The following is an 11,893-nucleotide window of genomic DNA, read 5'->3' on the forward strand; positions in this document are numbered from 1 at the left end:
TTACAAAAAGGGAATGAAAAGTTAGAACAAGGATAGAAAAGTCTATATGCAAAATAAGGGAAGAGTTGGGTTTGCTTTTTGCACATACAAAACTTATAATTGATAGGGTGTAATAACGTTGTAGAGTATTTTTGTGATAAATGTAGGCCCGTTTATATACGTGAACATAAGGGAAAGGGCATTTTCCGCAAACACGGAAAATGTCTTTTTTGAATGGATAGTTAGGATAAATACTCCCGCCACTTAAAGTTATAATTGTTTGAAGTGGGGGTTTCTAGCGTGCGCTCGGCGCTTGGCGTTAGTGGAGTTGGGATTGACTTCCGCCTAACCCCTCTGTCCTGTCGATAAAATTTTTGGGGACTACTTTTGTCTAGCTTTACGTTTGAATGTTTGGAGCGCTGCATATTGTTGTTGCGACTTTCTACATTCAGTTTTCAAAAGCTAGTTTTTATTATAATTGTCAGGCAATTTTTCGTTAATGACGTATTTTGTCTGAAGAAGACTTAGCCCAACCTTACTTGTATATCCTGTGAATATTAAAAGAAGGAATAATCTGGGCTATTTTAGATAGAAAAGGAGAAGTAACATTGACAACATTTCGAGAATTAGGATTAAGCAGTTCTTTGCTAAAGTCTGTTGAAAGCATGGGATTTGAAGAGGCAACACCAATTCAGGCAGAAACAATTCCAGTAGCCTTACAAGGTGACGACATCATTGGTCAAGCTCAAACAGGTACAGGAAAAACAGCTGCATTTGGATTACCATTATTAGAAAAAGTAAATACAAATCAAGATACTGTTCAAGGTATCGTTATCGCGCCAACTCGTGAGTTAGCAATTCAAGTAGGTGAAGAGCTATACAAAATTGGTCAGCATAAGCGCGTTCGCATTTTACCAATCTATGGCGGTCAAGATATTAACCGTCAAATCCGTGCGTTGAAAAAAGGCCCACACATTATCGTGGGTACGCCAGGACGTATTTTAGATCATATTAAACGTAAAACACTTCGTCTGCAAAACGTAGAGACAGTTGTTCTTGACGAAGCAGATGAAATGTTAAACATGGGCTTCATTGAAGATATTGAAGCAATTTTAACGGATGTGCCTGAAACACACCAAACATTATTATTCTCAGCAACAATGCCAGACCCAATCCGTCGCATTGCTGAACGCTTCATGAGCGAGCCTAAACATATTAAGGTTAAAGCTAAAGAAGTAACAATGCCAAACATTCAGCAGTTCTATGTAGAAGTGCAAGAGAAAAAGAAATTTGACGTGTTAACACGCTTATTAGATATTCAATCTCCAGAGCTTGCAATCGTGTTCGGTCGTACAAAACGTCGCGTTGACGAATTATCAGAAGCATTAAACTTACGTGGTTATGCAGCAGAAGGTATTCATGGTGATTTAACTCAAGCGAAGCGTCTTTCTGTATTACGTAAATTTAAAGAAGGTTCAATCGAAGTTCTTGTTGCAACAGACGTAGCAGCACGTGGTCTTGATATCTCAGGTGTAACACACGTATATAACTTCGATATCCCACAAGATCCAGAATCATACGTACACCGCATCGGTCGTACGGGTCGTGCAGGTAAAACAGGTCTTGCGATGCTGTTTGTAACACCGCGTGAAACGGGTCAATTAAAAAATATTGAACGTACAACAAAACGTAAAATGGACCGTATGAATCCACCAACGTTAGATGAAGCTTTAGAAGGACAACAACGTTTAATCGCTGAAAAACTTCAAAGCACAATCGAAAGTGAAAACTTATCATACTACAAACGTATTGCAGAAGAGCTGTTAGAAGAGCATGATTCTGTAGCGGTTGTAGCAGCTGCTTTAAAAATGATGACAAAAGAGCCGGATGCAACGCCAGTTTCTTTAACATCAGAACCACCTGTAGTTTCAAAAGATCGTTCTAGAAAGAGAAATGGTAACGGAAATGGAAGAGGTGGATACCGCGATGGTAACCGTAATCGTGAAGGCGGTCGTAATCGCGATAGTAACCGCAATCGTGGGGGTCGTAAAGGAGAAGGTCAAGGACGTGAAGGTCGTGAAGGTCGTTCTGGAGCTCCTAGAGGACGCGGTGGCGAAAGAAAGCACGCAAGCCGTAAGCCACAAGCTTAATTAAATTCATAGAAGAGAGACAGCCTTTTTCATAAAGGCTGTCTTTTTTGTTTTTTTAGTTGGGTATACTACATAGAAACTTGTCTTGGAAAAGAGGAAATGGAATGCTTGTAAAGCTTGGATATGTTGCGATGAGTGTCCATTTAAAGAATGCGTCTCCTTCGCAAACAATGACGTATGCACAGTTTCAACGAATACAGGACCGGGACGCGGCAATTAAAAAATTAGAAAGGATTTCTAATTCTAATTTAGAGAATTGTCTTCGGTTGTTAAAACATAATTATGGACATGATATCTCGTTTTTTCGTTTAAGTTCGAAGTTAATTCCTTTGGCGAATCATGAGGCGTTGTTAGAATGGGATTATATAAAGCCGTTAAGAGAAAATTTAAAACGGCTTGGAGAGTATGCGAAACGCCAAGAAATGCGAATTGACTTTCATCCTGATCATTTTGTTGTGTTAAATTCATTACATCCTCCGATTTTAAAGCAATCCATTAAAACATTGCAGATGCATGGAAAGCTGCTCAAAGGAATGGGGATTGATAGAACGCATCGTTGTGTTTTGCATGTTGGGGGAGCTTATGAGAATAAAGAGAAAGCGTTAGAACAATTTATTGAAAATTGGTCTCTTGTTCCAGTGGGGATTCAAAAGATGGTTATGTTAGAAAATGATGATACAACATTTTCTTTAAAAGAAGTGCTGTATTTAGGTGAAAAACTTGGAATCCCAGTAGTTTTTGATTTGCATCATCATATGGTGAATCACGACTTTGAAGAGTGGGTGACGGATTGGGAACGTGTTGTGCGAACGTGGGAGCAATCTCCATTGCCAATTAAAATGCATATTTCTAGTCCAAGGGAAGGGAATAATCTAAGAGCACATGCGGATTTTATTAATCCTGATCAATTTTTTTCTTTTTTGCACCATATAAAAGATAGTGTCTCAGAAGTACATTGTATGATAGAGGCAAAACAAAAAGACGAGGCACTCTTTCAGTTGATGAGAGATATGAAAGATAAGGCTGAGATAGAGATAGTAGATGGTGCAAGCTTTTTTGTAAAGTAAGCTATGCACCATCTATTTTTTTATGAGTAATGGTCCTAAACAGGCACCTGTAAGCAATCCAACGAGATGGCTAATTAAGTTTGTTGTTTTGTCGAGAAATGTAAACGCTAGGAGAATGGATAAAATAACAACAAAGAGAAGAGCTTCTTTTTTTCTAGTAGGGTAATATTGCATATAGAATATATAAAGCTGTAGACCTAATAATCCAAAAATAGCACCTGAAGCTCCTGTATGATTATACTGGAGTGGAAGTATAAAGTAAGAGATGATATTTCCGGTGACTCCGGATATAAGAAATGCAAGTGAAAATCGAATACTACGCAGTTGGTTTTCTAATGAAAAACCGAGTGCTAAGCAGCAAATACTATTGGATAGAAAATGAGAAAATGTTGTATGGATAAATAATGAAGAAATAATTCGCCACCATTCCCCTGCAGCGATACACTCATTACAAGCGATTCCAATCGATAGTACCTTATTCCCCGATAATAGTAAAACAAGTTGTATGAAAAGTAATGCAGTAGTAATCGGAGGAAAAGAAGTTAATGAGTATTTTAATGGAGTATTCATATTCCCACTCCTTTTGCTGTTAACGGATTGTCTGTTATTCTTACAATATGAAAATGAGAAAGAAAATAGAAGGAAGGAACCTAAGGATATGATTGTAGGAATTGGAATTGATATTATTGAAATTGAAAGAATTGAAAAGATGATAGAAGGGCAACCAAAATTTATAGAGCGTATTTTAACAGAAAAAGAACGCCAAGTAGCATGTTCGTTAAAAGGAAAGAGACGTAGTGAATTTGTTGCAGGACGCTTTGCGGCAAAAGAAGCATATTCGAAAGCGCTTGGTACTGGAATAGGAAAAGAGGTTAGTTTTTTACATATTGAAATCACAAATGATGAAAGAGGAAAACCTGTTTTACTTGCAAATACAAATTATACTATCCATCTTTCGATTAGCCATAGCCGAGAGTTTGCGGTGGCGCAAGTCATTTTAGAAAGCCCGTCAAGCTAGTCTGCATATTTCCTATATTTGTCTCATATATTTGAGTAGCGTTAAGGAAGAGGTTTTCTTCCACTTACTTATCGAGGCAAAGGGGCTGAACATATGAAAAGGCGGCTAGTTTTGTTTATTGTCGGTTTGTTAACCGTTTTTCTGTTAGCGGGCTGTATGGAGAAGAAGAAGGAAGATGTTGTACAAGATTTAAATGAAAGAGTAAAAGATATGAAAAGCTATCAAGCAGAAGCGAAGCTATCGATTAAAACAGGAAATGAACCGCAAGTATATGATGTTGAAGTTTGGTTTAATAAACCCTCGTATTATCGCGTGAATTTGAAAAATGCAAAAAAAGATCAAAGCCAGATTATTTTACGAAATGATGAAGGTGTATTCGTTCTTACCCCGTCTTTAAATAAAAGTTTTCGTTTTCAAAGTGATTGGCCGCAAAATAGCAGCCAAGCATATTTATATGAATCGCTTGTAAAGGATATTTTGAACGATAAGGATCGTTCATTTAAGAAAACAGACAAATATTATGTGTTTGAAACGAAAACAAACTATCATCATCAAAATATGTTGCCAAGGCAACAAATTACATTTAATAAAAAAGATTTAGCACCTGTTTCGGTGAAATTGATGGACAATGATCAAAACGTTCTTGTGCAAGTAGATTTTTCTAAAGTAAAGTTTGATGCAAAATTTGATAAAGGTGCGTTTGATACGAAGCAAAATATGTCTAGAGCGCAAGTGGATGTACAAACGACAGCAAAAGAAGAGAAGCCGTTTGCTGTGTTATATCCAAGTGACACGCCGCAAGGTATGACTTTAAAAGAAGAGAAAGAATTTAAGACAGACAGTGGTAAGCGTAATATTCTTACGTACACTGGCAATAAAAAGAGTTTTACATTAATACAAGAAAAAGCGAAGGTAGCGCCAACTATTGCACTACAAAATATGAGCGGGGAACCTGTTGATCTAGGTTTCGCAATTGGTGCATTAACAAAAGATTCTGTTACATGGTCACATAATGGAGTCGAGTATATGCTTGTATCAAAAGGTTTGAAACAAGATGAGTTGTTAATGGTAGCGCGTTCTGTGACTCAAAAACAAGTGAAGTAAACGACTAAGACGTGGTGGCTACAGTGTACACCACGTTTTTTATCCCGCTATTTGCGGGCAGTAATACTTCCGCCGCAAAGTTCGATGAAGCATTGTCTAGCTCCAGTGTCTAGAATGTTCGGTGGCTTCGCTTCTTCCTACGAGGTAAAAAACACCTCTACGTCAGAAGCTCGATCCCCCTCACATTCTGAACGAGCCACTTCCGCTTTTCTGCAGAAGACGGGTGGAAGATAACTGCGGGCATGCACCCGATTGGTGAGAGCTTTCCACCAGTGGGGGATGAAGAAAATCCTCGCTGATGGAAGTTTCACTTTGTCACGATTTAATAAATGGTATTTTGATGTGTAAAATTTGTTGATGAGGGTGACGTGTAATCTGATGGAATAATGGGAAGAAAAAAAGTGAATATAAAAGAATAAGCTTTGCATATCGTATAAAGGAAGTGTTTTTTCTAGATGGAAAAATCGCCATTTTATCGTGATACGTGGGTAGAGATAAACTTAGATGCGATTTATGATAATTTGACTCGTATTAAATCCATTATTCCAAAAAATGTGGAAATTTTTGCTGTTGTGAAAGCAAATGCATATGGCCATGGATCAGTGCAAGTTGCAAATACAGCGTTAGCAGCAGGGGCCACAAGGCTAGCTGTTGCATTCTTGGATGAAGCTCTTGTTTTAAGAAGAGCTGGAATTAAAGCGCCTATTTTAGTATTAGGTCCTTCACGCCCAGAAGACGTTAATGAGGCAGCGGAGAATGACGTTACATTAACTGTGTTTCAAAAAGAGTGGCTAGAAATAGCGAAAAAGGTTTGGAATTCTTCTTGTTTATTTCATTTTCACCTTAGTTTCGATAGCGGAATGGGTAGAATTGGAATTCGTGAAAAAGATGAATTGAAAGAGTTTCTAAAGAGTTTACAAGATGCCCCTTTTTTTAAGCTAGAAGGAGTTTACACCCATTTTTCAACAGCCGATAAAGTGGAGACGGCCTATTTTGATAAACAGTATAATATGTTTTTAGAACAAATAAGTTGGCTAAAAGAATTTGGATTGACCCCAAAACTTATTCATACAGCTAATAGTGCGGCAACTTTACGTTTTCAAAGTGTTACTTTTAACGCTGTCAGAATAGGGATTGCAATGTATGGATTGACCCCATCTATACAAATTCACCCTTTTTTATCGATTAAGCTTATTCCTGCGTTATCTTGGCATACAACTGTTGTGCATATGAAACAGGTAACAAAAGGTGCTGGAATTAGTTATAGCGTTACTTATCAAACGAAAACAGAAGAATGGATCGCTACATTGCCTGTTGGATATGCTGACGGTTGGTTACGTAGGTTACAGGATTTCAAAGTACTTGTAAATGGTATAAGGGTGCCGATTGTAGGCAGGATTACAATGGATATGCTAATGATTCGTGTGCCGTATGAAGTGCCGCTTGGAACAAAAGTTACTCTAATTGGAAGACAAAATGATGAGCATATTAGTGCTACTGAGGTTGCGGAGTATTTAGAGACAATTAACTATGAAATTATTGCAACAATCAGTTTTCGTGTTCCGCGTGTATATGTGAAAAATGGAAAAATTGTAGAGGTTGTAAATTATTTAAATGACATATAAGATGAGACTTTCGTAGTTCAAGTGTACCCTTATAATAGAGTGGGTATGTTCCTTTTTGACAAGCTGAGAAACTCAATTTGGAAGAAGAACATAGAAAAGTCCAAGGGAGTGAATGTTTTATTTCCAAATTGGAAAACATAAAACAAGAAATCAGGAAGTCTTTGCAACAGGCTTCATACAATGTTATTATTACAATAGGTGTCATATATATATGTGTGTGTAGTTGACGGTGGAGGTGTATTTTTGTGTCCGAATCAAGTGTAACTACTGAAATCGTTGTTCGGTTGCCAAAACAAGTGGTAACAGAATTAGACGGACTTGGAAAACAAGAGAATAAGAATCGCCATGAGCTTATTTGTCAGGCAACACAATTGCTATTGCGCCAACATAAAACAAAGAAGCGCTACCAGCATGAATCAATGCGACGTGGGTACATTGAAATGGGAAAAATTAATCTTGGTATTGCATCTGAAGCTTTCTTAGCGGAGTATGAAGCAGCTCATACAGTAGAACGCTTAGTTAGCGGGGGGTAATCCTTTGATTGTAAAACGCGGCGACGTGTATTTTGCAGACCTTTCCCCAGTTGTTGGTTCTGAGCAAGGAGGCGTTCGTCCGGTTTTGGTCATTCAAAATGACATTGGGAATCGTTTTAGTCCTACTGTGATTGTGGCGGCCATTACTGCGCAGATCCAGAAAGCAAAATTGCCTACTCATGTGGAGATTGATGCAAAAAAGTATGGATTTGAGAGAGATTCTGTTATCTTGCTCGAGCAGATTCGAACAATCGATAAGCAGCGCTTAACGGACAAAATCACTCAGTTAGACGATTTGATGATGAATCGTGTAGATGAAGCTCTGCAAATTAGTTTAGGACTGATAGATTTTTAGTTCAACATTGAAGTTGCTCTCTTTTAAGAGCAACTTTTTTTATTATTAAGGAGGTTTTGTTGCAAATGGAAATGGTAGATGACCGCCAAGAATTAATGAAAATGTTAGCGAAAGAATTGAATTTTTCAGAGAAGCAAGTACGTCATGTTATTCAGCTAACGGAGGAAGGTAATACAGTTCCATTTATTGCTCGTTATCGGAAAGAATGGACAAACTCATTAGATGAAGTACAAATTCGTTCGATTTTAGAAAGATGGCAGTATATCACTCAGCTTGAAAATCGTAAAGAAGAAGTATTGCGTTTGATTCAAGAAAAGGGAAAACTTACAGAAGAGTTGCGTCGTAACATTGTATCTGCAACAAAACTACAAGAAGTAGAAGATCTATATCGTCCGTATAAAGAAAAACGAAGAACAAAAGCAACAATTGCAAAAGAGAAAGGGTTAGAACCTTTAGCAGATTGGTTATTAACGTTTGCGAAGGATGATGCGTTGGAAAGAGCAAAAGTATTCGTAAATGAAGAAAAAGAGGTTCATTCACCAGAAGAAGCGTTACAAGGTGCAAAAGATATTATTGCAGAATACGTGTCTGACGAAGCATCTTATCGCAGTTGGATTCGAAATACTACTTTTAGAAAAGGAACCATTTCAGCAGTTGTAAAAGATGAAGAAAAAGATGAAAAGAATGTATACGAAATGTATTACAGCTATGAAGAGCCGGTACAAAAAGTTGTACCTCATCGTGTATTAGCTATGAATCGCGGTGAAAAAGAAGAAATTTTAAAAGTAGCAATCGTTCCCCCTGTTGAAGAAATTCTTCAGTTTTTACATAAAAAAGTAATTCATAAATCATACGCGCCAAGTACTTCTTATGTACAAGAAGCCATTGAAGATGGTTATAAGCGTTTAATTCAACCGTCTATTGAAAGAGAAATTCGTAAAGAGTTAACAGAGGTAGCGGAAGAACAAGCGATTCATATTTTTTCAGAGAACTTAAGGAATTTATTATTACAACCACCGATGAAAGGGAAGGTTGTATTAGCTGTAGATCCAGCATATCGTACGGGATGTAAACTTGCTGTTGTAGATGATACGGGCAAAGTGCTTCATATCGACGTTATTTATCCGCATCCGCCTGCTCAGAAATATGAAGAAGCGAAAAAGAAATGTATTTCAATTTTAGAAAAGTATGAAGTGGAAGTAATTGCCATCGGAAATGGTACAGCTTCTCGTGAAACGGAAGAATTTGTAGTAGATGTACTACAAGCAGTTACACGTGATGTATTTTACATTATTGTCAATGAAGCTGGTGCGAGTGTATATTCAGCATCAGATTTAGCAAGGGAAGAGTTTCCTGATTTGCAAGTTGAAGAAAGAAGTGCGGTTTCTATTGGAAGACGTTTGCAAGATCCGCTTGCAGAATTAGTAAAGATTGATCCAAAGTCTGTTGGTGTAGGACAATATCAACACGATGTATCACAAAAACAATTGAATGAATCATTAACATTTGTTGTTGAAACGGCTGTAAACCAAGTTGGGGTAAACGTAAATACTGCTTCTATTTCATTATTACAATATGTTTCCGGCCTATCGAAAACAGTTGCGAAAAACATTGTAAAAAAACGTGAAGAGAGCGGGAAATTTACAAAACGTGCTGAACTGAAAGATATACCACGATTAGGTGCGAAGACATATGAACAATGTATCGGTTTTTTACGTGTTCTAGAAGGTGAGAATCCACTTGATCGAACAAGTATTCATCCGGAGCAATATAAGAATGTAGAACTGTTATTGAAAAGCTTAGGGTTATCTATTACAGATGTTGGACAACCTCATTTGCAGAAGCGTTTAGAAGAAGTAGAAATTCCTTCGTTATCAGAGCAAACAAACATTGGGGAACCGACATTGCGAGATATTATTGATGCGCTTATTCGTCCAGAGCGAGATCTACGTGATGAATTACCAAAGCCGCTTCTTAAAAAAGGTATTTTAAAACTAGAAGATTTAAAACGAGGCATGGAATTGGAAGGTACGGTTCGTAATGTGGTCGATTTTGGTGCTTTTGTTGATATTGGTGTGAAGCAAGATGGATTAGTTCATATTTCAAAAATGAGTAAGCAGTTTGTAAAGCATCCATTAGATATCGTGTCTGTGGGGCAAATTGTAAAAGTATGGGTTGATGAAGTTGATATGAAAAAAGGACGCGTCGCTTTATCTATGTTACCAATAGAGTGATGAAGTAAAAAGGAATCATTGTGGCTTTTTCGGTCTACGCTGAGAGTTAACATGAAAAGGGAGTGGAGGGTGTTCCGCTCCCTTTATTTACTAAGGGTATTGCTTTTTTTATAAAAAAACCAACATTCGTTAAGTAGTTTGATTTGATAGCGGTTTTTTTCATAATAAGCACGCCGCATTTGTTTACGAAGCCATGCTGGCATATGAATCCCTCCTTTTACAGAAATGAGGATGGGTATATGTACTATTTAATGTATGCATGAGACAAACGAGACGTGTAGATTTATTTTAGTGGGTAGGAGAGATAAGGATGCATGAGATAGATATTCAGAGATTAGTGGAGGAAGTATCGATAAAAAATTTCGCGAGACCTTTTTTGCATAAGGCCATATTTAATAAACGTTTACGTACGACAGGTGGACGATATATATTAAGTACTCATAATATAGAACTAAATTATCATTATTATGTAGCGTATGGAGAAAAGGAATTAATTGCAGTAATTAAGCATGAGCTTTGTCATTATCATTTGCATCTTATGGGGAAAGGGTATCAACATAGGGACAGGGATTTTCGTGAGTTGTTGAATAAGGTAGATGCGCCGCGTTTTTGTAAAAGGATTCCTGATGAGAGGAAAGAGAAAAAACAATACATATATATTTGTTTATCGTGTGGCTTCCAATACATAAGAAGGAGAAGAATAAATACAAATCGCTATGTTTGTGGAAAGTGTAAAGGACGTTTGAGAGAGATGGAAAAACACCTTGACAGTTAAAAATCAATCCAGTATAGTATAAACATGTCAGCTTGCTACAAGATATTGTAAGAAGTGCTTGACTTATAAGATGCTTTTTTATAAGATAAAAAATGTCTTTCTTATTCCGCAGTAGCTCAGTGGTAGAGCTATCGGCTGTTAACCGATCGGTCGTAGGTTCGAGTCCTACCTGCGGAGCCATATAATATAGAGAAGTACCCAAGTGGCTCAAGGGGCTCCCCTGCTAAGGGAGTAGATCGCTTACGCGGTGCGAGGGTTCGAATCCCTTCTTCTCTGCCATAATTTTGGCCCGTTGGTCAAGTGGTTAAGACACCGCCCTTTCACGGCGGTAACACGGGTTCGAATCCCGTACGGGTCATCACTTCGGAGGATTAGCTCAGCTGGGAGAGCACCTGCCTTACAAGCAGGGGGTCGGCGGTTCGATCCCGTCATCCTCCACCATATAAATATTATCGCGGGGTGGAGCAGTCCGGTAGCTCGTCGGGCTCATAACCCGAAGGTCGCAGGTTCAAATCCTGTCCCCGCAACCAATGGTCCCGTGGTGTAGTGGTTAACATGCCTGCCTGTCACGCAGGAGATCGCCGGTTCGACCCCGGTCGGGACCGCCATTTAAACTTCTAATAGATGGAAGTTGTTTTTTTTGTTAGAGGGTATGATAAAATGTATTTCTTCACTAAAAAATCTTGCGAAGCGAATTTAAGTGATATCCTCAAAGATGTTAATTTATTCGATTAAATCGATGGGCTATAGCCAAGCGGTAAGGCAACGGACTTTGACTCCGTCATGCGCTGGTTCGAATCCAGCTAGCCCAGCCATTTACGAGCCATTAGCTCAGTTGGTAGAGCATCTGACTTTTAATCAGAGGGTCGAAGGTTCGAGTCCTTCATGGCTCATTTATTTCATTTCGCGGGTGTGGCGGAATTGGCAGACGCACCAGACTTAGGATCTGGCGCCTTTGGCGTGGGGGTTCGACTCCCTTCACCCGCATATGCGGTCGTGGCGGAATGGCAGACGCGCTAGGTTGAGGGCCTAGTGGGGGCAACCCCGTGGAGG

Annotated in this window: 11 protein-coding genes and 10 tRNA genes (1 of these 21 only partly in view); 19 read left to right on the top strand and 2 right to left on the bottom strand. The window is 38.5% G+C overall.

Features of this window, described 5'->3' with window-relative positions; all coding sequences use genetic code 11:
* Nucleotides 1-587: 587 nt before the first annotated feature.
* Nucleotides 588-2,129, top strand: coding sequence for a DEAD/DEAH box helicase (locus AB1284_RS23835; protein WP_429752752.1), 1,542 nt, complete (start codon nucleotides 588-590; stop codon nucleotides 2,127-2,129).
* A gap of 104 nt (nucleotides 2,130-2,233) precedes the next feature.
* Nucleotides 2,234-3,196 (top strand): UV DNA damage repair endonuclease UvsE, encoded by a 963-nt coding sequence (uvsE, locus tag AB1284_RS23840; RefSeq protein ID WP_429752751.1) that lies wholly within the window; start codon nucleotides 2,234-2,236, stop codon nucleotides 3,194-3,196.
* 12 nt (nucleotides 3,197-3,208) lie between these two features.
* On the opposite strand, the gene AB1284_RS23845 is transcribed toward uvsE, so the two are convergent.
* Nucleotides 3,209-3,766 (bottom strand): rhomboid family protein, encoded by a 558-nt coding sequence (locus tag AB1284_RS23845; protein ID WP_429752750.1) that lies wholly within the window; start codon nucleotides 3,764-3,766, stop codon nucleotides 3,209-3,211.
* A gap of 88 nt (nucleotides 3,767-3,854) precedes the next feature.
* Here AB1284_RS23845 and acpS point away from each other — a divergent pair, with 88 nt between their 5' ends.
* From acpS to AB1284_RS23875, 6 genes are all read left to right on the top strand, one after another.
* Nucleotides 3,855-4,214, top strand: a complete 360-nt coding sequence (acpS, locus tag AB1284_RS23850; protein WP_429748335.1) for a holo-ACP synthase — start codon at nucleotides 3,855-3,857, stop codon at nucleotides 4,212-4,214.
* A gap of 156 nt (nucleotides 4,215-4,370) precedes the next feature.
* Nucleotides 4,371-5,318 carry a LolA family protein gene (locus AB1284_RS23855; protein ID WP_429754390.1) on the top strand — a complete coding sequence of 316 codons (948 nt, stop codon included), beginning with the start codon at nucleotides 4,371-4,373 and terminating at the stop codon, nucleotides 5,316-5,318.
* A 455-nt stretch (nucleotides 5,319-5,773) separates the two neighbouring features.
* Complete coding sequence (gene alr / locus AB1284_RS23860) at nucleotides 5,774-6,943, top strand: alanine racemase (RefSeq protein WP_429752749.1); 1,170 nt, start codon at nucleotides 5,774-5,776, stop codon at nucleotides 6,941-6,943.
* Nucleotides 6,944-7,188: 245 nt separating this feature from the next.
* Complete coding sequence (locus tag AB1284_RS23865; RefSeq protein WP_272190952.1) at nucleotides 7,189-7,476, top strand: antitoxin endoai; 288 nt, start codon at nucleotides 7,189-7,191, stop codon at nucleotides 7,474-7,476.
* Between the two features lie 4 nt (nucleotides 7,477-7,480).
* A complete protein-coding gene (ndoA, locus tag AB1284_RS23870) occupies nucleotides 7,481-7,831 on the top strand; it encodes a type II toxin-antitoxin system endoribonuclease NdoA (protein WP_020063273.1) in 351 nt (116 codons plus the stop codon).
* Nucleotides 7,832-7,896: 65 nt separating this feature from the next.
* Complete coding sequence (locus AB1284_RS23875; protein ID WP_429748333.1) at nucleotides 7,897-10,065, top strand: Tex family protein; 2,169 nt, start codon at nucleotides 7,897-7,899, stop codon at nucleotides 10,063-10,065.
* A gap of 83 nt (nucleotides 10,066-10,148) precedes the next feature.
* On the opposite strand, the gene cmpA is transcribed toward AB1284_RS23875, so the two are convergent.
* Entirely contained in the window at nucleotides 10,149-10,268 is a 120-nt protein-coding gene (gene cmpA / locus AB1284_RS23880; protein WP_154709412.1) for a cortex morphogenetic protein CmpA, read from the bottom strand.
* Between the two features lie 107 nt (nucleotides 10,269-10,375).
* On the opposite strand from cmpA, the gene AB1284_RS23885 reads away from it, so the two are divergent.
* The 11 genes from AB1284_RS23885 to AB1284_RS23935 all read left to right on the top strand — a co-directional run.
* A complete protein-coding gene (locus AB1284_RS23885; RefSeq protein WP_429748331.1) occupies nucleotides 10,376-10,840 on the top strand; it encodes a SprT family protein in 465 nt (154 codons plus the stop codon).
* 105 nt (nucleotides 10,841-10,945) lie between these two features.
* Nucleotides 10,946-11,020, top strand: a tRNA-Asn gene (locus AB1284_RS23890).
* A gap of 8 nt (nucleotides 11,021-11,028) precedes the next feature.
* Nucleotides 11,029-11,119, top strand: a tRNA-Ser gene (locus AB1284_RS23895).
* Between the two features lie 7 nt (nucleotides 11,120-11,126).
* A tRNA-Glu gene (locus AB1284_RS23900) sits at nucleotides 11,127-11,198 on the top strand.
* 7 nt (nucleotides 11,199-11,205) lie between these two features.
* Nucleotides 11,206-11,281 (top strand) — tRNA-Val (locus AB1284_RS23905).
* Between the two features lie 12 nt (nucleotides 11,282-11,293).
* Nucleotides 11,294-11,370, top strand: a tRNA-Met gene (locus tag AB1284_RS23910).
* A 2-nt stretch (nucleotides 11,371-11,372) separates the two neighbouring features.
* Nucleotides 11,373-11,448: transfer RNA gene (locus AB1284_RS23915), tRNA-Asp, on the top strand.
* Between the two features lie 132 nt (nucleotides 11,449-11,580).
* Nucleotides 11,581-11,655 (top strand) — tRNA-Gln (locus AB1284_RS23920).
* A gap of 5 nt (nucleotides 11,656-11,660) precedes the next feature.
* Nucleotides 11,661-11,733, top strand: a tRNA-Lys gene (locus AB1284_RS23925).
* A gap of 13 nt (nucleotides 11,734-11,746) precedes the next feature.
* Nucleotides 11,747-11,827, top strand: a tRNA-Leu gene (locus AB1284_RS23930).
* A 3-nt stretch (nucleotides 11,828-11,830) separates the two neighbouring features.
* Nucleotides 11,831-11,893, top strand: a tRNA-Leu gene (locus AB1284_RS23935); it runs 23 nt beyond the window's last position.

Origin of the sequence: Bacillus sp. S2(2024) (genome assembly GCF_050474045.1) — a bacterium.
In the GTDB taxonomy this organism is placed as follows: Bacteria; Bacillota; Bacilli; order Bacillales; family Bacillaceae_G; genus Bacillus_A; species Bacillus_A yunxiaonensis.

What these genes read in the sequence shown, in the direction of transcription:
- cmpA (WP_154709412.1), bottom strand. Translation starts at nt 10,268, where the DNA reads ATGCCAGCATGGCTTCGTAAACAAATGCGGCGTGCTTATTATGAAAAA.
- acpS (WP_429748335.1), top strand. Translation starts at nt 3,855, where the DNA reads ATGATTGTAGGAATTGGAATTGATATTATTGAAATTGAAAGAATTGAA.
- AB1284_RS23845 (WP_429752750.1), bottom strand. Translation starts at nt 3,766, where the DNA reads ATGAATACTCCATTAAAATACTCATTAACTTCTTTTCCTCCGATTACT.
- uvsE (WP_429752751.1), top strand. Translation starts at nt 2,234, where the DNA reads ATGCTTGTAAAGCTTGGATATGTTGCGATGAGTGTCCATTTAAAGAAT.
- AB1284_RS23875 (WP_429748333.1), top strand. Translation starts at nt 7,897, where the DNA reads ATGGAAATGGTAGATGACCGCCAAGAATTAATGAAAATGTTAGCGAAA.
- AB1284_RS23885 (WP_429748331.1), top strand. Translation starts at nt 10,376, where the DNA reads ATGCATGAGATAGATATTCAGAGATTAGTGGAGGAAGTATCGATAAAA.
- AB1284_RS23855 (WP_429754390.1), top strand. Translation starts at nt 4,371, where the DNA reads ATGGAGAAGAAGAAGGAAGATGTTGTACAAGATTTAAATGAAAGAGTA.
- alr (WP_429752749.1), top strand. Translation starts at nt 5,774, where the DNA reads ATGGAAAAATCGCCATTTTATCGTGATACGTGGGTAGAGATAAACTTA.